Source organism: Microbacterium aurantiacum (genome assembly GCF_002872075.1).
Classification (GTDB): Bacteria; Actinomycetota; Actinomycetes; order Actinomycetales; family Microbacteriaceae; genus Microbacterium; species Microbacterium aurantiacum_A.
Genome location: NZ_PGGU01000016.1, coordinates 506669 through 525049, shown reverse-complemented (window position 1 = coordinate 525049; position 18381 = coordinate 506669). Strand labels below are relative to the sequence as shown.

Genomic DNA, 18381 nt, shown 5'->3' with positions numbered 1-18381 from the left:
GAACGCCCCGAAGAGCGTTCTCAGGACTCGAAGGCGAGGTCGATGAAGTCCCCGACATTCTCCTTGGTGATGACCGGAGCATCCAGCACGATCCGGTTCGGGACGCTGGGGGTGACCAGGTCGCCGACCGTCTTGCCCTGTGCGATGAGCCGGGCGAGAGCGATCCCGTCCGCAGCCTGGGTCGACGGGTAGACGATCGTCGCCTTCAGGACCGAGTCATCGGCCTCGATGGCCTCCATCGCGTTCTGCGAACCCGCGCCGCCGACCATGAAGAACTCGTCGCGACCCGCAGCGTCGATCGCGGCCAGCACGCCGATGCCCTGGTCGTCGTCGTGGTTCCAGATCGCGTCGATCTTCGGCGCCGCCGACAGCAGCTGAGAGGTCGCGGCCTCACCACCCTGCACGGTGAAGTCAGCCGCCACGCGGTTGCTGACCTCCAGGCCGCAGTCATCGAGCGCGTCCTTGAAGCCGTCGGAACGGTCCTGCGTGAGCGGGAGCGAGTCGATGCCGGCGATCTCGGCGACCACGGCGTCCGGGGTGTCGCCCAGCTGCTCGCAGATGTAGGTGCCGGCGCTGACGCCCATGCCGTAGTTGTCGCCGAGGACCGTCGCTCGTGCGGCGAAGGGGCTGGAGAACTCGCGGTCGACGTTGATGACCGGAATGCCGGCCTGCATCGCCTTGATCGCGACCTCGGTCAGCGCGGCGCCGTCGCTGGGGAGCAGCACGATCGCGTCGACCTCGTCGTTGATGAACGTCTCGATGGCCGCGATCTGCGCGGTGACGTCGTTCGTGCCTTCGGCGACGCGGAGGTCGACGTCGCCGAAGCTGTCGGCTGCGGCGATGGCGCCGGAGTTGATGGCGCCGAGCCATCCGTGGTCCGCCGCGGGTCCGGACCAGCCGATGACGACCGTGTCGCCTTCGGCTGCGTTCTCCTCGGTGGATGTGCCCTGGTCGACGACGTCGCCGTCGTCTGCGCCCTCCGAACAGGCGGTGAGCAGAGTGGCCGCCATGAAAACTGCGCCGAGCCCCAACGCGATGCGACCGGTGGTGCTGCGTGTCATTGCCATGTGATTCTCTCCTTCGAGATGGATGCAATAGGCCTGGTCACCGATTGACCAATTGGCTTGAGCCAAAACATAACAGCGGCCGATGGGGTTGTCTACCCTCATCGCCGCGCCCGAAAGCGAGGAATGGCGGCGGAATTTCGCCATTCCCGTAGCGGCGTCCGGAGCGGCTCTGTTATGTTGCGTGAATGATCAAAGTCGACCATGAGGCGCTCCTCACCGTTCGAGGATTGACCAAGGCGTTCGCCGGCGTTCGGGCTCTGAAGGGCGTGGATCTCGACGTCAGGGCCGGCGAGGTCCACTGCATCCTCGGCCAGAACGGCGCGGGGAAGTCCACGCTCATCAAGGTGCTCGCCGGTGTGCACGCGCCCGACGAGGGAGAGATCGTCTGGCGCGGCGAGCAGGTCGAGCTGCCGACGCCGGAGTCGGCCCTCGAGATCGGCATCGCCACGATGTACCAGGAGCTGGATGTCGTCGACGGCCTGACGGTCTCCGAGAACATCTTCCTGGGGCACGAACTGACACGGGGGGTCTTCACCCGGCGCGCTCAGACCAACCGGCAGGCCCGCGAACTGATGAAGCGCCTCGGTCATGGCTCGATCTCGCCGAACACCGAGGTCGGCCTGCTCAGCGCCGCCAACAAGCAGATCGTGAGCATGGCCAGAGCGCTCTCGCGCGACATCAAGCTGATCATCATGGACGAGCCCTCCGCGGTGCTCGACAACGAAGAGGTCAAGAGCCTCTTCACCGTGATCCGCGAGCTGACGGCGGCGGGGATCGCGGTCGTGTACATCACGCATCGTCTGGAAGAGATCCGGCAGATCGGCGACCGGATCACCGTCATCAAGGACGGACGCTCGACGGCCAACGGTCTCCCTGTCGCCGACACCCCCACCAGCGAGCTCATCCGGCTGATGACCGGTCGAGAGGTCGCGAACGTCTTCCCGCCCGCCGTCGCCATCCCGGATGACGCGCCGGTGATCCTCGAGGTCGATCATCTCGGTCTTCCCGGTGTGTTCTCCGACGTGAGCTTCTCGGTGCGAGCCGGCGAGGTCGTCGGCTTGGCCGGCCTGGTCGGGTCGGGCCGCACCGAGATCCTGGAGACGATCTACGGTGCACGCAAGGCCGGGTTCGGTTCGGTGCGCGTGGGCTCGAAGCCGCTGCGTCGCGGCTCGGTCGTCGCGGCGGTCAGAGCCGGCATCGGCCTCTCTCCCGAAGAGCGCAAGAGCCAGGGCCTGGTCCCCGAAGAGCCGATCTTCGTGAACGTGACGCTCTCGTCGATCCCCCGATTCGCCAAGGCCGGGTTCCTCGACGAGAAGTCGGAGCGCAAGGCCGCCCGCGAGCAGATCGATGCGCTCGAGCTTCGCCCCGCAGACCCCGACCGGCCGGCGATCACGCTGTCGGGCGGCAACCAGCAGAAGATCCTCCTGGCGCGATGGCTGGTGCACGGCACCCGGGTGCTGCTGCTCGACGAGCCGACTCGCGGCGTCGACGTCGGCGCGAGGACCGAGATCTACGCGCTGATCCGGCGCCTCGCCGCTGCCGGCAACGCCATCGTCATCGTCTCCAGCGAGATCGAAGAAGTACTGGGGCTGGCCGACACGGTGCTCGTCGTCTCCGACGGGAATGTCCTCAGCACCGTGCCGGCAGCAGAGATCGATGAGCACGGAGTGCTCGATCTCATCATGAAAGGAACCGCAGCGTGAGCGACCAGAACAACCAGGGCATCCCGGCCGCGGAACGGATGCCGGCGCCGGGCACCATGACGACCGATATCCAGACCGGGAGCACCGTTCCCGCCTGGAGGCGCGCGCTGAGCGGGCCCGTCGGCAGAAATCTCGGTCTCGTGCTCGCTCTCGCCCTGATCGTGATCATCGGCGCCGCGACTTCGGGAGACTCGTTCACCTCGGTGAACAACGTCCTCGTCATCCTGCGGCAGGCTTCGATCATCGGGGTGCTCAGCATCGGCATGACGTTCGTGATCATCGGCGGTGGCATCGACCTGTCGGTCGGATCGGTGATGGGTCTCGCCTCGGTCGTCGCGACCCTCAGCGTCATGCAGAACTTCGCCGACCGGACGCACTGGGTCATGATGGTCGTCATCGCGCTGGCGGTGGGCATCGGTGCCGGGCTCATCAACGGCGTCGTCATCGCCTACGGCAAGGTGGTCGCGTTCATGGCGACGCTCGCGATGCTCGTCGCCGCGCGCGGCCTGGCCGAGATCCTGGCCGGCCGCCGCACCCTCACCATCGACGACCGCGGGTTCGTCAAGTTCCTCAGCGGCGACTTCCTCGGCGTCGACATGCTCATCTGGATCTTCGCGTTCGTGGCGGGCGCGGGCTGGGTGCTGCTCAACCGCACGACCTTCGGCCGTCGCACGGTCGCGCTCGGCGGCAACCGCGAGGCCGCGCGCCTCGCCGGTATCAACGTCAAGCGCCACACCATGTGGCTGTACGCGATCGCCGGCCTCACTGCCGGCATCGCGGCGGTGATGATCCTCGGCCGCACGACTGCCGGAACGTCGACGCACGGCACCCTCGCGGAACTCGACGCGATCGCCGCCGTCGTCGTGGGTGGCACACTGCTCGCCGGCGGTCGCGGAACGATCACCGGCACGGTCTTCGGCGTGCTGATCTTCGCGACGCTGTCGAACGTGTTCGTCCAGAACAACCTCTCCTCGTCTGTGCAGAACATCGCGAAGGGCATCATCATCGTCGCCGCCGTGCTGCTGCAGCAGCGGTTCGCGCGTCGCGACGCCCGAAGTTAGCGGCCAGGGAATCTGAGCGCGCCGAGGCGGCTCATCCCGCGACGGCGCGAGGTGCGGCCGACGACGGATCGCGCAGGACAGCCGCGAACGCCAGCTCTGCCGCGCCGATGAGAAGGTTGTCGCGGCCCAGAGCGGATGCGACGATCGTCACGTCGTCCGAGGGGCCGGACAGCGCAGACGAACGCACCGTGTCCTCCAGGTACAGGCCGCCCACCCTGTGCAGAGTCGCGAGGAAGCCGCCGAGGATCACCAGTTCCGGATTGAACGTGTTGACGATGTTCCGGAGAGCCACACCCAGATAGCGCAGCTGCCGGTCGACGACCGTCCGGACGTCCCGGCTATCGGCATACGCCTCCCCGAGCCGCGCTTCGAGGGTGTCGACGTCGTCCTCACTCAGCTCGAGCACGTGCAGCAGTGCAGAACGGGTGACCTCGGTCTCGAGACAGCCCGTGGCACCGCAATGACACATCACGCCCGACGAGTTGACGACGGTGTGGCCGAGCTCACCGCCGTATCCGTGCGCTCCGATCAGGGAGCGACGGCCGGCGATGATGCCGGCGCCGATTCCGCTCGCCCCGCCGTTCAGATACACGACGTTGTCCTGATCGCGGCCCGCGCCGAACAGCGCCTCCGCGACGACACCGGCGTTCGCGTCGTTGCCGGCGAACACCGGGAGGCCGGTGCGGGCGGCAAGCGTCTCCACGATCGGCTCGTCCACCCATTCCAGGTGCGGAGCCAGCTTCACGAGTCCGTCATGCACCCGGACGAGTCCGGGGATGGCGAGGGAGATGCCCACGACGGAATGATCCGCGTCGAGCTGAGGACGCATGCCGGAGAGGACCGCCGTCACCGCGTTGACGACCTCGGTCGCGGAGGGCACACGGTCCGTTTGAAAACGGACGGACCGCAGCACCCGGCCCCCCAGGGCGACGACGCCGATCGTCGTCGCATCCAGTTCCGGGTTGACGACGATCGCCACCACCCGATCCGTGGGTGCGATGACGGAACTGGGCCGCCCGATCCGCTTGTGCTCGCGCGGCTGTGTGGCCGAGACGAGCCCCAGCTCTTCGAGCTCGACCACGATGGTCGCGACGGTCGAGCGGTTGAGGCCGGTCGCCTTCGTGATCTCCGAACGGGAGAGAGCACGGTTCGCGTGCACGAGGCTCAGCACCGTGGACAGGTTGCTGCGGCGCAGATCGTCGAGGTTGCCGACCCTGGGCGAGTGACCGGCATTCGAATCGATGGGATGCCTGGTCTCGGCCAGAGTGCTCACCCCTCTCATCGTGCAGCGGATACTGATCCGATTCTACGGCGCGCCGCCGGGAGAGCCGGGGGTCCACCGCCGGCTCCCGCGCGCGTAACCTCGGGCGCGGGCCGACCTCTCGTCGTGGGCAGCGAGTAGCATCCCCCCATGACGATCAAGCTTGAGAACATCGGCATCGCCGTCCGCGATCTCGAGGAGACGATCTCGTTCTTCTCCGACCTCGGCCTCACCGTGCTCGGACGCGACGAGGTCAGCGGCGAATGGGCCGACACCGCCGTCGGCCTCGACGGCAACCACGCCAAGATCGCCGTGCTCCAGACACCCGACGGGCAAGGTCAGATCGAGCTCTTCGAGTACATCCACCCCGAGGCGATCGAGACCGAGCCGACGCTGCCGAACGAGATCGGGATGCACCGCGTCGCCTTCTCCGTCGACGACATCGACGATTCCCTCGCCATCGCGGCACGGCACGGATACCACCCGCTCCGCGGGGTGGCGAACTATCAGGACGTCTACAAGCTCACCTACCTGCGCGGACCCAGCGGCATCCTCGTGATGCTCGCGCAGGACCTCACCAAGAGCTGACCACCCGGCATCGGACCGCGCCGTCCGGCATCCGTTCACCTCGCCGCCATCCACCGGTCACGCCGGCGTCACTGACGCGGCGGGCGGCGCCGATTGACTCGCGGCATGAGAAGAGTCTCCCGCGCCCTCGCCGCCGCGACCGTCGCCGCCACCGCAGCCACCCTGCTCTTCGCCGCGCCGGCGCAGGCATCGAATCAGACCACCCCGACGTCGAAGATGCACGCGTTCGAGCCGACGCTCGTCGCCTGGGCCGAGCTGTCGGCCGACTTCCTGGCCGACGGCCCGGCATCCGGAGCGCTGGCATCACCCGGCAACGGCCGTCAGGGCCCGTGGGACGGCCAGGTCATTCCCGGCTTCTCCGCGGTGATCGACAACGGCGACGGCACCTTCTGGGCGCAGCCCGACAACGGCTTCGGCGCGAAGGGCAACTCGGCCGACTTCCTGCTGCGCAACTACCTCGTGCGCCCCGATTGGCAGACCGCCGGGGGCGGCGCCGGCGAGATCGCCGTCGAGCGCTTCATCTCGTACAACGACCGCAACGGGCTGCTCGACTTCCCGATCGTCAACGACGGCACGGCCGAGCGCCTGCTCACCGGCGCGGACTTCGACATCGAGTCGGTCGTCCGCGCAAAGGACGGCAGCTTCTGGGTCGGCGAGGAGTTCGGGCCGTTCCTGCTGCACTTCGACGCCGAGGGCACGCTGCTCGACATGCCCTTCTCGCTCGACGGCGTGAAGTCGCCGCAGAACCCGTACCTGCAGCCCGGCGAGACCCCGACCCTGCGGGCGAGCCGTGGCTTCGAGGCGCTGGCGGGCTCGAAGAACGGCCGCTACCTCTACCCGATCGTCGAGGGCTCCTACGCAGCCGAGACCGACCTGCGTCGCCGCGAGATCCTCGAGTTCGACACGAAGAGCGGCGCCTACACCGGCCGCACCTGGAGCTACCAGACCGACCAGGAGGCGAACGTCATCGGCGACGCCTTCACGGTCAAGAACGACGTGCTGCTCGTCGTCGAGCGCGACGACTTCGAAGGCGATCAGGCGGTGACGAAGCGCATCTACGAGATCAACCTGAAGAAGACCGACGCCGACGGGTACCTGGAGAAGACGCTGGTGCTCGACGCTCTCCGCATCGCCAACCCCGATGACCTCAGCGCCGGAAACGGATACGGCAGCGGCGAGGTCTTCTCGATGCCGGTGCAGTCGCTCGAGACGATCGTGCAGCTGCGCGACGGCCGCCTGCTCATCGCCAACGACAACAACTACCCCGGCAACGACGCCCGCGTGCCCGGCACACCCGACGACACCGAGTTCGCCGTGATCGACCTCCAGCGCACGAAGATCGAGCCCGAGCTCGTCTCGGTCATCGGCCACCGCGGAGCGAGCGGCTACCGCCCGGAGCACACGCTCGCCGCCTACGAGCAGGCGATCGTGCAGTGCGCCGATTACATCGAGCCCGACGTGGTCTCGACGAAGGACGGCGTGCTCGTCGCCCGCCACGAGAACGAGATCAGCGGCACCACCGATGTCTCGTCCCGGCCCGAGTTCGCCGACCGCAAGACGACGAAGACCATCGACGGGGCGAGCATCACCGGCTGGTTCACCGAGGACTTCACCTTCGCAGAGCTGCGCACCCTGCGCGCCAAGGAGCGCCTGCCCCAGGTGCGCCCGGGAAACACCGCCTTCGACGGGCTGTACCTGATTCCGACCCTTGACGAGGTCATCGACCTGGCGCGCCACTCGGTCAGCTGCGATGGTCGCCAGATCGGCGTCTACCCCGAGACGAAGCATCCGTCCTACTTCGACTCGATCGGCCTCTCGCTCGAGGAGCCCCTCGTCGCCGCCCTGCAGGCGAACGGCGTCGATCACGTCGATGCACCCGTGATCGTGCAGAGCTTCGAGGTGTCGAACCTGCAGGAGCTGAGCGGCCTCACCGACGTGCACCTGGCCCAGCTGATCAGCTCGTCCGGACGCCCCTACGACTTCACGGTCGCGGGTGACCCGCGCACATACGCCGACCTGGTGACGCCGACCGGCCTCGCCGAGATCGCCGACTATGCCGACGGCGTCGGTGTCGAGAAGTCGGTGCTGATCCCGCGCACACCGGCGGGAACCCTCGCCGCGCCGTCACCCGTGATCGCGGATGCGCACGCGGCCGGGCTCTCCGTGCACGGCTGGACGTTCCGCCTGGAGAATCAGTTCCTGCCCGCCGAGTTCCGCTCATCGAGCGACCCGTTCGCCGCGGGTGACCTCGCCGGGGAGATCCAGGTCTTCCTCGATGCGGGCATGGACGGCATCTTCAGCGACCAGCCCGACATCGCGGCGACCGTCGGCTGACGCCGGACGCAGGAACGGATGCCTCGACGCAGCAGCGTCGAGGCATCCGTGCGTCACGCCTCCGGGTTGCGAGTGCGTTCGTGGATCCGATCAAGGTGGTCCCGCAGTTCTTGCGGCGCGTGGACGACGAAGTGGCAGTCGAGAAGAAGCAGCCGCATCGCCAGCCATTCGACCGTGTCGATTCCGCTTCGCCACCTCGTGCCCTCCCCTTCTGCGATGAGCTCACCGTCGCCGAGGTGATCGCGCAGCCGCGACCGCGCCTCGTCCATCGGGAGGTGCAGGGTGATGTCCGCGCGATAGGTAGGAGCCATCGCGAGCTCGGCATGCTCGAGATGCCGCAGCATGTCCTCCTCGCGCAGAATCTCGCGTGACCGCACACCGGTGCCCCGCGGCTGCGTGATCCGGTCGACGCGGAAGTGGCGCCAGTCGTCGCGCTCGATGTCGAAGGCGATGAAGTACCAGTGCTGGCCTGCGTTCACCAGTCGCTGGGGTTCGACGTGCCTGGCACTGAACCGGCCGCCGCGATCCTCGTACGACAAGCGCACTCTCTCGCGATTGGCCGTGGCGGCAGCGAGCACGGTGAGGACGTCCGGATCGACGGCGGTTCCCGACCGCGGCCCCCAGGACATCGCCGCCGCCGCGAGGGTGTGCACTCGGTACCGCAGCCGAGCGGGCAGCGACTGGCTGAGTTTGGTGAGCGCCCGGACGCCGGCGTCCTCGAGTTCGGGCAGCCCATGGACCGCGATCGTGCGCAGGCCCAGAGCGACTGCCACCGCTTCGTCGTCCTCGAGAAGCAGGGGCGGCATCGAGCTGCCCGCGACCAGACGATACCCGCCGTGCGCTCCGAGATCGGCCTCGATCGGATACCCCATCTCGCGCAACCGATCGATGTCTCGGCGGACGGTGCGGTGCGTGATCTCCAGGCGGTCGGCGAGTTCGCTGCCCGACCAGGTTCGAGAGGTCTGCAACAACGACAACAGCGACAGCAGTCGTGACGTGGGTCCGGCCATGCCTCCATTGTCCTTCAGATCTAGGACGGGAACGGTCCTACTCCTTGCGTAGCGTTGCCGACATCAGCACACCTTCCCGAAAGGAACCGGACATGTCCGAACTGCACAACTCCACCCCCACCGGCTACACGAGCATCGCCCCGTGGGTCGTCACCGACGACACCGGCGCGTTCCTCGACTTCGTCGTGGCCGTGTTCGACGGAGAGGAACTCGCACGTGTGGCCACCGAAGACGGCTCGATCGGCCACGGGGAGATCCGCGTCGGCGACACCGTCGTGCTCGCCTTCGATCGTCGGCCGGAGTGGCCGGCGCTGCCGAGCCTGCTGCGGGTGTGGGTCGCGGATGCGGACGCCGCATTCGCCAAGGCCCTTACAGCCGGGGGACGGGTCGTGACCGACCTCTCGGACAGCGCGTTCGGCCAGCGTGGCGGTCGCATCAAGGACCCGTTCGGCAACATCTGGTGGGTGGTCAGCCAGGTCGAGGACGTTCCGGAGGACGTGATGTGGTCGCGCCTGCAGGAGCCTGCCTACGCAGAGGGCATGCGTATCGCGCAGGAGACGCTGGATGCCGAGCTCAGCGGACGACCCACAGGTCGAAGCAGCGCCCCGGTGCGCTGAGTCGTAGTCAGCTGGCCGGGTCGTACCCGAACGCGCGGAGCTCCTGCGGGCAGCGGCAGGCGGCGGCGATCTTCCGTGCCCACTCGATCGCATCCTCGCGGGTCGGCAGTTCGAGCACGGTGAACCCGCCGTTGAGTTCGGAGCCCCGGTAGATCATCGTGCTCACCGATCCGTCGGCGGAGACGAGCACGGGATCGACCTGCTCGTCGATCCCGCCACCGAACACGTAGACACCTGCGGCCTTCGCCTCCTCGATGACGGCGTGCGACTCGGCGACGACGATCGGGAACTCCTCGGCGGTGAGCACCATCGCTTCGCTCGGAAAGGAGATGAGGTACTTGGTCATGGCACGATGCTACGACGGCACCTAGGGTGAGGGAATGCCCCAGGATGCGCGTGCGCGGTTGCAGGAGCTGCGAGCGGATGCCGCGGCCAGGGTGACCACGATCGATGACGCACTGGAAGCGCTCCAGCACGACCGCAGCAGCCTGAGCGACGACGACGAGCACGACCCCGAAGGCGTGCCGCTGTCGGCGGAGTGGTCGCGTCTGCAGGGTCTCGCCGAGGCAGCGCGGTCCGAACTCGCGCAGGTCGAGGGCGCACTGGTGCGCCTGGACGACGGCCGCTACGGCGTCTGCACCCGATGCGGTCAGCCGATCCCGGCGGCACGCCTGGAGGTGCGGCCGTTCGCCGAACTGTGCGTCCCGTGCGCCGAGAAGCAGCGCTGACGCCGACGCTTCAGCGCCCCGACGGTAGACCGGCGCTCAGGCGCGCAACTCCCCGCCGGCGGGCCAGCGCCCGTTGCGCCGGTGGAACTCGATGTACGCGAGCAGCGGCGACACGTCGTGGGCCGCGAGGTTGACGCTGAGCTTCGTCCCCGACGACGACGACAGGAACAGCATCCGCCGGCCGCCGCGGTCGACCGTCCGATAGGTGGCGATGTCGCTGTAGCGGATCACCTTGGCGCCGCCGAAGACGGTGCCGAACGCGATCTCGTCGCGGCCCGGAGCGAGGTACCAGTTGTTGTACACCAGCAGGACGAGCAGCCCGCCGGCCACCATCACCACCGAGGCGATGCGGAACGGAACCGGGTCGCGCATGTTGCCGCTGCCGAACGCCAGCAGCGACATGAGGAGGCCGAGGCCCAGCAGACTCCAGGCGATGATCAGCACGAGCTTCGGCATCCGGATGCGGTCGGGCTGGGCCTTCGCACGGTTCGGCTTCTTGAACGCGCGCCGCACCAGGAGCACCACCAGGATCAGCGCCGCCGCGAAGAGGACGAACTTCAGCACGACACCGGTGATCATCTACCGACGGTACCAAGGGTTCGGAGGCACACGGCCCCGCCGTCGGTCACCGCCGGGCGGTGCGACCCGTGCGCGGTGTCCTGGTGCGAGGTGCATCGGCGCCGTCGAACAGCTCCGGATGCTGCATCCGCACGGCGTCGAGGTCGGCGAAGACGAAGCGCAGGTGCTCGCGCAGAGCCTCGGCCGCGGCATCCGCGTCGCCTGCGGCGAGCGCATCGAGCACCCGCTCATGGTCGTCGACGTAGTCCTGCACGGCACGGGTGGCGCTCATGCCCACGTAGCGCGCGCGATCGAGGTGGCCTTTGGCGGCGCTGACCGCGGCCCAGGCGTTGGCGTGCCCGGCCAGCCCCAGCAGGGCGCGATGGAACTCCTCGTCCAGCGGGTAGAGCGCATCGCGGTCGGATGCGGAGCGTTGGCGCGCGATGATGTCGCGCAGCATCCGCTCCTCTTCCTCGGTCGGCGCTGCGCACGCCGCGAGCGAGGCGAGCTCGATGGCCTCGCGGATGAACTGCGCCTCACGCACCCGGTCGGGATCGATGCGGGTGACGTAGGTGCCGCTCTGCGGCCGCACCTCGACGAGTCCCTCCTGCGCGATGAGCAGCAGTGCCTCGCGCACCGGCTGCCGACTGAGGCCGAGGGATGCCGCGAGCTCGTTCTCGGACAGAAGCGTCCCGGGGGCGAACACTCCGCGGACGATGTCGTCACGGATCCGGCCGTAGGCGAGCGAGCGCGCGGTGGGGCGGGACACGGGCTCGGGCATACGGTCACGATAGCTTGACGCAACTGGTATGGCAGTGGCAATATGGCACTTGCCATACCAGTCAGCGACCCTCGGGCCGCGTCACGCGCAGGAGCAAAGATGCCCATCGACAAGGCCGAAGTGGTCGTCACGAGCCCGGACCGCAACTTCGTCACCCTCAAGATCACGACCGCGGACGGCGTCACCGGTCTCGGCGATGCGACGCTGAACGGCCGCGAGCTCGCCGTCGTCGCCTACCTGACCGAGCACGTCGTGCCGCTGCTGATCGGCGCCGATGAGGATCGCATCGAAGACATGTGGCAATTCCTCTACCGCGGCTGCTACTGGCGCCGCGGCCCGGTGACGATGGCCGCCATCGCCGCCGTCGACATGGCACTGTGGGACATCAAGGGCAAGAAGGCCGGCATGCCCGTCTACCAGCTGCTCGGCGGAGCCTCGCGCACTGGGCTCTTGGCCTACGGGCACGCGTCGGGCAAAGAGCTTCCCGAGCTGTTCGACTCGATCCGCGCGCACCAGGAGCAGGGGTACCGCGCGATCCGGGTGCAGACCGGTGTGCCCACTCTCAAGGCCATCTACGGCATCGCCGCTCAAGGAGCCGATCTCGGTGACGCGACAGTGCGCTACGACCACGAGCCGGCCCGACGCGGCGCGAAGCCGGTGGAAGAGGACTGGGACACCCGCGCGTATCTCACTCACCTCCCCGGCGTCTTCGAGGCCGTACGCAACGAGTTCGGCCCAGACATCCCGCTGCTGCACGACGGGCATCACCGGATGACGCCGATCCAGGCCGCGAAGCTCGGCAAGGCTCTCGAGCCCTACGACCTGTTCTGGCTCGAGGACTGCACACCCGCCGAGAACCAGGAGGCGCTGCGGCTCGTCCGCCAGCACACCACGACTCCGCTCGCGATCGGCGAGATCTTCAACACGGTCTGGGACTTCAAGGACATCATCCGCGACCAGCTCATCGACTACGTGCGCGGTGCCGTCACCCACATGGGCGGCATCACCGCCCTGAAGAAGACCCTCGACTACGCCGCGATGTACCAGATCAAGTCGGGCATGCACGGCCCGACCGACATCTCACCCGTCGGCATGGCCGCGGCGATGCACCTCGGCCTCGCGATCCACAACTTCGGCATCCAGGAGTACATGCAGCACGGCAGCCGCACGAACGCGGTGTTCCAGCAGTCGTTCACCTGGCAGAACGGCCTGCTGCATCCCGGCGACAAGCCCGGCCTCGGCGTCGAGCTCGACGTCGACGAGGCAGGCAGATACCCGTACGAGCAGGCGTACCTCCCGTACAACCGCCTGATCGACGGCACGGTCCATGACTGGTGACGAGACCGCACGGCGGCGGCCCATCGTCGTGATGGGCGTCTCCGGCGCGGGCAAGACCACGGTGGGAAGAGAGCTCGCCCGTCGTCGCGGAGTCGAGTTCATCGATGCCGACGACCTGCACGGCGCGGGGAACATCGCGAAGATGAGCGCCGGCATTCCGCTCGACGACAGCGACCGCTGGCCCTGGCTCGACCGCGTCGGTCGAGCTCTGTCCTCCGGTGACGGCCCGGTCGTGGCCTGTTCCGCGCTGAAGCGCATCTACCGGCAGCGCCTGCGGCGGCTCGCCCCGCAGACCCTGTTCGTGCACCTCGACGCCCTCCCCGAACGTCTGGCCGAGCAGACCGCGGCGCGCGAGGGGCACTTCATGCCTCCCGCGCTGCTGCAGTCGCAGCTCGCCACTCTCGAGCCGCTCACGGCGCAGGAGGCCGGCATCACGATCTCCGTGGATGCCGCCCCCGAGCACCTCGTCGACCGGATCGAAGCACTGCTGGCCACGGCTGTGTAGGGCGTGCCGGCTCCCCGGTCGAGTCCGTCCTGCTGCGTATGCTGACGGCATGAGCGAGACGATGAGGTCCGACCGCATCCGCCAGGTGATCGTCGCGGTCACAGTACTGGCGGCCGTGGTGCTGGCGTTCGTGGGTTCCGGTGTGCTCGGAGGCACCCCGATCAAGGATGCCGCGGGCGGCGCGTTCGCGTCGGATGCGACGGTACTCGCGCCCGCGGGTGCCGCGTTCGGCATCTGGTCGGTCATCTACATCGGCCTGTTCGGATACGCGGTCTGGCAGTCGTTCCCCTCGCAGGCGGCCAAGGCGACCCATCGATCGGTCGGCTACGGTGTCGCGGCATCCTCCCTGCTCAACGCGGTGTGGATCGGGTGCGTGCAGGCGTCGCGCATCGCGGAGTCGATGGTGATCATCGTCGTGCTGCTCGTGGTGCTGCTCGCGACCTTCGCGCGCCTGCGCCGGCGGGACCGCCGCGGGACGATCGCCGAGATCGTGCTCGTCGACGGCGTGATCGGCCTGTACCTCGGCTGGGTCACTGTCGCCACGGTGGCGAACCTCGCCGCCTGGCTCACGTCGATCGGCGTCGACGGGTGGGCGGAGGCCCCGGCGTGGCCGGCCATCGTCGCTCTCTGCGGTGTCGGCCTGCTGGCGCTCGCCACCGCGTGGAGCGGCGGGCGCTGGGCACCCGCCGTCGCGACCTACTGGGGGCTCGCCTGGATCGCCGTCGAGCGCTGGACAGGAACCCCCGTGGAACCCGCCGTCGCCTGGACGGCGATCATCCTCGCGGTCGCGGTTCTCGGCGTCAGCGTCTGGTCATTCTTCCGCCGAATCCGCAGGGCTGACGACCGGCGCGCGAAGTAGGCTGAGGCCATCATGGAACCGTTCTTCACCTTTCTCGGGCACTACTGGTGGCTGGCGTTCCCACTGCTGGGCATGGCCGGTGGCGCCGCGAAGGCGTGGGAGCAGAGCGCGAAGCGCCGACACGAGCGCCGGCTCGAGACGCTGCGCATGAAGGCTGAGCTGAAGACGGCCGAGATCGAGGCCCGCTCCCTCACCCGCGGCGGCAGGCACGGCGGCCCGCAGATCGTCGACACCACGGCATCCGTCGTCCCGAGCGAACTGCTCGGCCGGCTCTTCACCGAGCATGACGAGATCACGGCGCGCTGGCTCGACTACGAACTCGACGTGGCGAAGCTCATCGCCTTCCCCGCGATGAGCGACGGCCGCCAGCCGCTGACGGCCGCGTTCCTGAGGGCGAAGAAGACGGCGGATGCTCTGCGCCCGGCGTCTGCGGATGCCCAGGTGTCGGATCGGCAGGTCTCCGAGTACCTGGATGCCGTCGGCAACTACGCCGTGGCGTTCGAGATCGCCGAGAAGGATGCCCGGCGCCTGCGCGACTCGACTTTCACGGAGCCGGAGCGCAAGCGCCTCGATCGCGCGCAGCAGCTGCTCAAGGTCGCCATCGACGAGTCGGCGACCCAGGCCGAGCGCAACGTCGCGTACAAGCGCGTCCGCGAGGAGCTCGACGGCCTGATCCTGCTCTCCGACGCGGCGGTGACCGTCCTCGAGAAGCAGGTCGCGCGCGAGATCTCCGCGCCCGTCAGGAAGCCCGCGCCCGAAGACTCCTAGCTTCCCCTCAGGTCGCGCTCGCCGCGGTCCGGCGCGGCGTCACCCACATGGTGATGTCGGCGTGCACGACGACGAGCCCGGCGGGGTCGGTGACATCGACCGAGACGATGACATCGCGCGCCTCGTCGGCGGCCAAGGTGTCCAAGCCCTCGATCGTCCCGACCGCGGTGAGTGTGCCCTTCGCCTTCTTGAGGTAGCCGACGTTCATGCCCTTGGGGATCCAGCGATGCGACTCCGGCAATGAGAAGTCGATGGTGGTGCCGGCAACCAGCTCGGCCAGGTTGCAGCAGGCGATGGCGTGCACCGTGCCGATGTGGTTGTGCACTCCCCACCGGTCGCGCATGCGCGCCTCGCCCCGGCCCGGCTCGAGCGAGACGATCGTCGGTCGGATGGTGCGGAAGTACGGAGCCTTCAGGCTCACGATCGCGCTGAAGATCCACTGCCCGAGCGGACGATCATGCAGAGCCCGGTAGGCCTTCTTGATGGGCGAGGTGGTCATGGTTCTCCTTGTCGCGGGCTCCCGGCATCCTGACACCTCGCCGCCGGTTCACCGGAGTAAGCTGTCGAGTCGGGCCAAAGGCCCCCGAGAGTCCGAAAGGCGGTGATGGCGATGTCCGACGATAGTTACGGCGCCGCCCTCGCTGCGTCGCGACTCCCTGCGCTTGCGCGTTGAGCATCAGCTCCGCATTCGCACGTCCTTCTCCGCAGCCGTCGGCGGCGTCATCCCCGCACCCCTGACGAATCTGCGCACCCAGTCGGAAGCTGCGTGCGCCTGCGAGAACGGAAGCGCATCATGGCGCTCATCGACAACGGCGTATACGTCCACGGACGTCGCGTGGAGACCCTCATCAACCTCGACGACACGTCGCGCACGCTCGGCGCGCTCGGCGGCATCGCGTGGATCGGCCTCTACCGGCCGAGCCCGCAGGAGGTCGCCTCGGTGGCGCGCGAATTCGATCTGCATCCGCTCGCCGTGGAGGACGCGCTCTCCGGCCACCAGCGCTCGAAGGTGGAGCGCTACGGCGACACCCTCTTCGCGGTGCTGCGCCCGGCCCGCTATCGCGACGAGCAGGAGTCGATCGAGTTCGGCGAGCTGCACCTGTTCATCGGCCCCGACTTCGTGGTGACGATCCGGCACGCCGAGTCGCCGAACCTCGCCGCGGTGCGCCGGCGCATGGAGGCGAACCCCGAGCTGCTCGCGATGGGACCCGAGGCCGTGCTCTACGCGATCCTCGACGAGGTCGTCGACGAGTACGAGCCGATCGTCGCCGGACTCGAGAACGACATCGACGAGATCGAGGACCAGCTGTTCGGCGACAGCGACGACGACGCGCTCTCCCGCCGCATCTATGAGCTCTCCCGCGAGGTCATCAACTTCCAGCGTGCGGTGCACCCGCTCGCCGGGATGCTGGAATGGCTGCGCCGAGGATCGGACAAGTACCGCATCGACGAGGAGCTGCAGCGGTCGCTGCGTGACGTGCTCGATCACGTCATCCGGGTCAACGAGCGGGTGGACTCGTACCGGGCGATCCTCGAGAACGCGCTCACCGTGCAGTCCGCCCTCGTCGCCCGCCGTCACTCGGAAGCGGGTCTCGCCCAGAACGACGAGATCAAGAAGATCTCCTCGTGGGCGGCGATCATCTTCGCGCCGACGCTCGTCGGCACCGTGTACGGCATGAACTTCGACGTGATGCCCGAGACCCACTGGACGTACGGCTACCCCCTCGCGATCGGCGGGATGGCGGCGTTCGCGGTCGCGCTGTACGGGGTGTTCAAGTACAAGCGGTGGCTCTGACCCCGGGACGTCGGTGGTGCCGCGGTAGGGTGATCATCGACGGAGGGATGCCGCAGTGATCACTCGGTTCGAGGAACTTGACTGGCAGCAGACCCCAATCGGGGACCTCATGCTGCGGCGGCGCACGGAGCCGGCGGTGGGCCAGGAGATCTACGAGGTCAAGCTCGGCGACGAGTACCTGATGTCGAGCCTGTTCACGGTCGCCGAAGAGGAACTCGCGAACCTGGGCCTCGCCGCGGTCACAGGCACGGATCTGTCGGTGCTGGTCGGCGGCCTCGGTCTCGGATACACGGCGGTCGCCGCGCTGCGCGATGACCGGGTGCGCTCGCTCACGGTGATCGACAGACTCGGTGCTGTCATCGGCTGGCACGAGCGGACGCTGCTGCCGGCGTCGACCGAGCTCGTCAGCGACCCGCGCACGACCCTGGTCGAGGACGACTTCTTCGCCGTGATACGCGCGGAACCCGCGGAAGGACACGGCGGGTACTCGGCCATCCTGCTCGACGTCGATCACTCGCCACGCCACCAGCTCGACCCCACGCATGCCGACCTGTACGACGCGGCCGGGCTGCGCCGTCTCGACCGGCACCTCGCCGCGGGCGGCGTGTTCGCCCTGTGGTCGGATGACCCGCCCGACGACGCTTTCATGGTCGAGCTGAACGCCGTCTTCGACGACGCCGTCGCTCACGTCGTCGACTTCGACAATCCGGTCACCGGCGGGATGTCGTCCAATTCGGTGTACGTGGCGCGCAGCCGACGCTGACGCGGGAAGCAGCTGAGCTCAGCGCTCGTCGGCGTCGCTGATGTGATCGAGAAGGTCGTCGAGCGAGTCGAAGTCGACCGTCTCGGCGCCGTCCCGATCGGTGACCTCGATGTTCGCGATCTCCAGTTCGTCGTCGAGCTGCACGACGATGCGCGAATCCGGGAACTGCTTCGGCGCGTCGAACCCGAGCAGCACGGCGTCGGCGAACACGACGATCGAGGTGACTTCGAGTTCGGCACGGAGGTCGGTCTGCTCGATGATCTCCTCGTCGGCCACTGCCTCCTCGAGGTCCTCGGCGACCGCATCGATCACGGCCCTCCAGCTGCTCTCGTTGACGGAGAGGATGCGCGTCACGCCGTCGATCAGCGCGTCGAGATCGGGGTCGGCGTCGTCTTCCGATTCGGGATCGACGTTGACTGTGACGGCCGCGCCCGCAGCATCCAGAATCGCTCGTCCCTGGACGACGCCGTTCTCCACGACCGGGTCATCGAGCAGACCACTGTCGGAGATGCGGGCGAGGAGGGCGTCCAGCGCAGAGCGTTCCATACCGACATTCTCTCGCACCCGCCTTTTCCTCACCTGAATCTTCAGGACTGCGGCCGCACACGCTGCGAAGGAGATCACACGCCGAGAAGGACCGAAGAC

20 protein-coding genes are annotated in these 18381 nt (G+C 68.1%); 12 read left to right on the top strand and 8 right to left on the bottom strand.

Features of this window, described 5'->3' with window-relative positions:
* Window positions 1–20: 20 nt before the first annotated feature.
* Window positions 21–1061, bottom strand: a complete 1041-nt coding sequence (locus tag CUR96_RS13275) for a substrate-binding domain-containing protein (RefSeq protein ID WP_180969051.1) — start codon at window positions 1059–1061, stop codon at window positions 21–23.
* Window positions 1062–1252: 191 nt separating this feature from the next.
* On the opposite strand from CUR96_RS13275, the gene CUR96_RS13270 reads away from it, so the two are divergent.
* Window positions 1253–2770: a sugar ABC transporter ATP-binding protein gene (locus tag CUR96_RS13270; protein WP_180969031.1), complete on the top strand. Its 1518-nt coding sequence runs from the start codon at window positions 1253–1255 to the stop codon at window positions 2768–2770.
* Between the two features lie 56 nt (window positions 2771–2826).
* Entirely contained in the window at window positions 2827–3831 is a 1005-nt protein-coding gene (locus CUR96_RS13265; protein WP_245861314.1) for an ABC transporter permease, read from the top strand.
* A 31-nt stretch (window positions 3832–3862) separates the two neighbouring features.
* Here CUR96_RS13265 and CUR96_RS13260 read toward each other — a convergent pair whose 3' ends face one another.
* Window positions 3863–5104 carry an ROK family transcriptional regulator gene (locus tag CUR96_RS13260; protein ID WP_245861253.1) on the bottom strand — a complete coding sequence of 414 codons (1242 nt, stop codon included), beginning with the start codon at window positions 5102–5104 and terminating at the stop codon, window positions 3863–3865.
* 138 nt (window positions 5105–5242) lie between these two features.
* Here CUR96_RS13260 and CUR96_RS13255 point away from each other — a divergent pair, with 138 nt between their 5' ends.
* A complete protein-coding gene (locus CUR96_RS13255; protein ID WP_102193757.1) occupies window positions 5243–5680 on the top strand; it encodes a VOC family protein in 438 nt (145 codons plus the stop codon).
* Window positions 5681–5785: 105 nt separating this feature from the next.
* Complete coding sequence (locus CUR96_RS13250; RefSeq protein ID WP_102193756.1) at window positions 5786–8014, top strand: esterase-like activity of phytase family protein; 2229 nt, start codon at window positions 5786–5788, stop codon at window positions 8012–8014.
* A gap of 53 nt (window positions 8015–8067) precedes the next feature.
* Here the strand turns inward: CUR96_RS13250 and CUR96_RS13245 are convergent, their stop codons facing one another.
* On the bottom strand, window positions 8068–9024 hold the full coding sequence (locus tag CUR96_RS13245; protein WP_102193755.1) for a helix-turn-helix transcriptional regulator: 957 nt from the start codon (window positions 9022–9024) through the stop codon (window positions 8068–8070).
* A 92-nt stretch (window positions 9025–9116) separates the two neighbouring features.
* Between CUR96_RS13245 and CUR96_RS13240 the strand changes: the two genes are divergently transcribed.
* Entirely contained in the window at window positions 9117–9641 is a 525-nt protein-coding gene (locus CUR96_RS13240) for a VOC family protein (RefSeq protein ID WP_102193754.1), read from the top strand.
* Between the two features lie 7 nt (window positions 9642–9648).
* On the opposite strand, the gene CUR96_RS13235 is transcribed toward CUR96_RS13240, so the two are convergent.
* Window positions 9649–9987, bottom strand: a complete 339-nt coding sequence (locus CUR96_RS13235) for a YciI family protein (protein WP_102193753.1) — start codon at window positions 9985–9987, stop codon at window positions 9649–9651.
* A 34-nt stretch (window positions 9988–10021) separates the two neighbouring features.
* Here CUR96_RS13235 and CUR96_RS13230 point away from each other — a divergent pair, with 34 nt between their 5' ends.
* Complete coding sequence (locus CUR96_RS13230) at window positions 10022–10369, top strand: TraR/DksA family transcriptional regulator (RefSeq protein ID WP_102193752.1); 348 nt, start codon at window positions 10022–10024, stop codon at window positions 10367–10369.
* Between the two features lie 36 nt (window positions 10370–10405).
* On the opposite strand, the gene CUR96_RS13225 is transcribed toward CUR96_RS13230, so the two are convergent.
* Together CUR96_RS13225 and CUR96_RS13220 are read right to left on the bottom strand one after the other, a co-directional pair.
* Window positions 10406–10948 carry a hypothetical protein gene (locus CUR96_RS13225; RefSeq protein WP_102193751.1) on the bottom strand — a complete coding sequence of 181 codons (543 nt, stop codon included), beginning with the start codon at window positions 10946–10948 and terminating at the stop codon, window positions 10406–10408.
* A 46-nt stretch (window positions 10949–10994) separates the two neighbouring features.
* Window positions 10995–11708, bottom strand: a complete 714-nt coding sequence (locus CUR96_RS13220) for a GntR family transcriptional regulator (RefSeq protein WP_102193750.1) — start codon at window positions 11706–11708, stop codon at window positions 10995–10997.
* 99 nt (window positions 11709–11807) lie between these two features.
* Between CUR96_RS13220 and manD the strand changes: the two genes are divergently transcribed.
* From manD to CUR96_RS13200, 4 genes are read left to right on the top strand one after another with little or no spacing between them, the layout of a single operon-like run.
* Entirely contained in the window at window positions 11808–13046 is a 1239-nt protein-coding gene (manD, locus tag CUR96_RS13215) for a D-mannonate dehydratase ManD (RefSeq protein ID WP_102193749.1), read from the top strand.
* A complete protein-coding gene (locus CUR96_RS13210) occupies window positions 13036–13551 on the top strand; it encodes a gluconokinase (RefSeq protein WP_219721988.1) in 516 nt (171 codons plus the stop codon). Before manD ends, CUR96_RS13210 begins: the two co-directional genes overlap by 11 nt.
* A 49-nt stretch (window positions 13552–13600) precedes the next feature.
* Window positions 13601–14410, top strand: coding sequence for a tryptophan-rich sensory protein (locus tag CUR96_RS13205; protein WP_219721987.1), 810 nt, complete (start codon window positions 13601–13603; stop codon window positions 14408–14410).
* 12 nt (window positions 14411–14422) lie between these two features.
* Window positions 14423–15178, top strand: a complete 756-nt coding sequence (locus tag CUR96_RS13200; RefSeq protein WP_102193747.1) for a hypothetical protein — start codon at window positions 14423–14425, stop codon at window positions 15176–15178.
* A 7-nt stretch (window positions 15179–15185) separates the two neighbouring features.
* On the opposite strand, the gene CUR96_RS13195 is transcribed toward CUR96_RS13200, so the two are convergent.
* The gene (locus tag CUR96_RS13195; RefSeq protein WP_102193746.1) at window positions 15186–15677 is read right to left on the bottom strand and encodes a hotdog fold domain-containing protein; all 492 of its coding nucleotides are present in this window, start codon (window positions 15675–15677) and stop codon (window positions 15186–15188) included.
* A 294-nt stretch (window positions 15678–15971) separates the two neighbouring features.
* Here CUR96_RS13195 and CUR96_RS13190 point away from each other — a divergent pair, with 294 nt between their 5' ends.
* Entirely contained in the window at window positions 15972–16973 is a 1002-nt protein-coding gene (locus CUR96_RS13190) for a magnesium and cobalt transport protein CorA (RefSeq protein WP_102194011.1), read from the top strand.
* Window positions 16974–17028: 55 nt separating this feature from the next.
* Window positions 17029–17736: a spermidine synthase gene (locus tag CUR96_RS13185; RefSeq protein WP_180969030.1), complete on the top strand. Its 708-nt coding sequence runs from the start codon at window positions 17029–17031 to the stop codon at window positions 17734–17736.
* A gap of 18 nt (window positions 17737–17754) precedes the next feature.
* Here CUR96_RS13185 and CUR96_RS13180 read toward each other — a convergent pair whose 3' ends face one another.
* The gene (locus CUR96_RS13180) at window positions 17755–18282 is read right to left on the bottom strand and encodes a cytochrome C5 (RefSeq protein ID WP_102193745.1); all 528 of its coding nucleotides are present in this window, start codon (window positions 18280–18282) and stop codon (window positions 17755–17757) included.
* Window positions 18283–18381: the final 99 nt, after the last annotated feature.

Coding starts and splice junctions, on each gene's coding strand:
- CUR96_RS13275 (WP_180969051.1), bottom strand. CDS start 1,061: ATGACACGCAGCACCACCGGTCGCATCGCGTTGGGGCTCGGCGCAGTT.
- CUR96_RS13270 (WP_180969031.1), top strand. CDS start 1,253: ATGATCAAAGTCGACCATGAGGCGCTCCTCACCGTTCGAGGATTGACC.
- CUR96_RS13265 (WP_245861314.1), top strand. CDS start 2,827: ATGACGACCGATATCCAGACCGGGAGCACCGTTCCCGCCTGGAGGCGC.
- CUR96_RS13255 (WP_102193757.1), top strand. CDS start 5,243: ATGACGATCAAGCTTGAGAACATCGGCATCGCCGTCCGCGATCTCGAG.
- CUR96_RS13250 (WP_102193756.1), top strand. CDS start 5,786: ATGAGAAGAGTCTCCCGCGCCCTCGCCGCCGCGACCGTCGCCGCCACC.
- CUR96_RS13245 (WP_102193755.1), bottom strand. CDS start 9,024: ATGGCCGGACCCACGTCACGACTGCTGTCGCTGTTGTCGTTGTTGCAG.
- CUR96_RS13240 (WP_102193754.1), top strand. CDS start 9,117: ATGTCCGAACTGCACAACTCCACCCCCACCGGCTACACGAGCATCGCC.
- CUR96_RS13235 (WP_102193753.1), bottom strand. CDS start 9,987: ATGACCAAGTACCTCATCTCCTTTCCGAGCGAAGCGATGGTGCTCACC.
- CUR96_RS13230 (WP_102193752.1), top strand. CDS start 10,022: ATGCCCCAGGATGCGCGTGCGCGGTTGCAGGAGCTGCGAGCGGATGCC.
- CUR96_RS13225 (WP_102193751.1), bottom strand. CDS start 10,948: ATGATCACCGGTGTCGTGCTGAAGTTCGTCCTCTTCGCGGCGGCGCTG.
- CUR96_RS13220 (WP_102193750.1), bottom strand. CDS start 11,708: ATGCCCGAGCCCGTGTCCCGCCCCACCGCGCGCTCGCTCGCCTACGGC.
- manD (WP_102193749.1), top strand. CDS start 11,808: ATGCCCATCGACAAGGCCGAAGTGGTCGTCACGAGCCCGGACCGCAAC.
- CUR96_RS13210 (WP_219721988.1), top strand. CDS start 13,036: ATGACTGGTGACGAGACCGCACGGCGGCGGCCCATCGTCGTGATGGGC.
- CUR96_RS13205 (WP_219721987.1), top strand. CDS start 13,601: ATGAGCGAGACGATGAGGTCCGACCGCATCCGCCAGGTGATCGTCGCG.
- CUR96_RS13200 (WP_102193747.1), top strand. CDS start 14,423: ATGGAACCGTTCTTCACCTTTCTCGGGCACTACTGGTGGCTGGCGTTC.
- CUR96_RS13195 (WP_102193746.1), bottom strand. CDS start 15,677: ATGACCACCTCGCCCATCAAGAAGGCCTACCGGGCTCTGCATGATCGT.
- CUR96_RS13190 (WP_102194011.1), top strand. CDS start 15,972: ATGGCGCTCATCGACAACGGCGTATACGTCCACGGACGTCGCGTGGAG.
- CUR96_RS13180 (WP_102193745.1), bottom strand. CDS start 18,282: ATGGAACGCTCTGCGCTGGACGCCCTCCTCGCCCGCATCTCCGACAGT.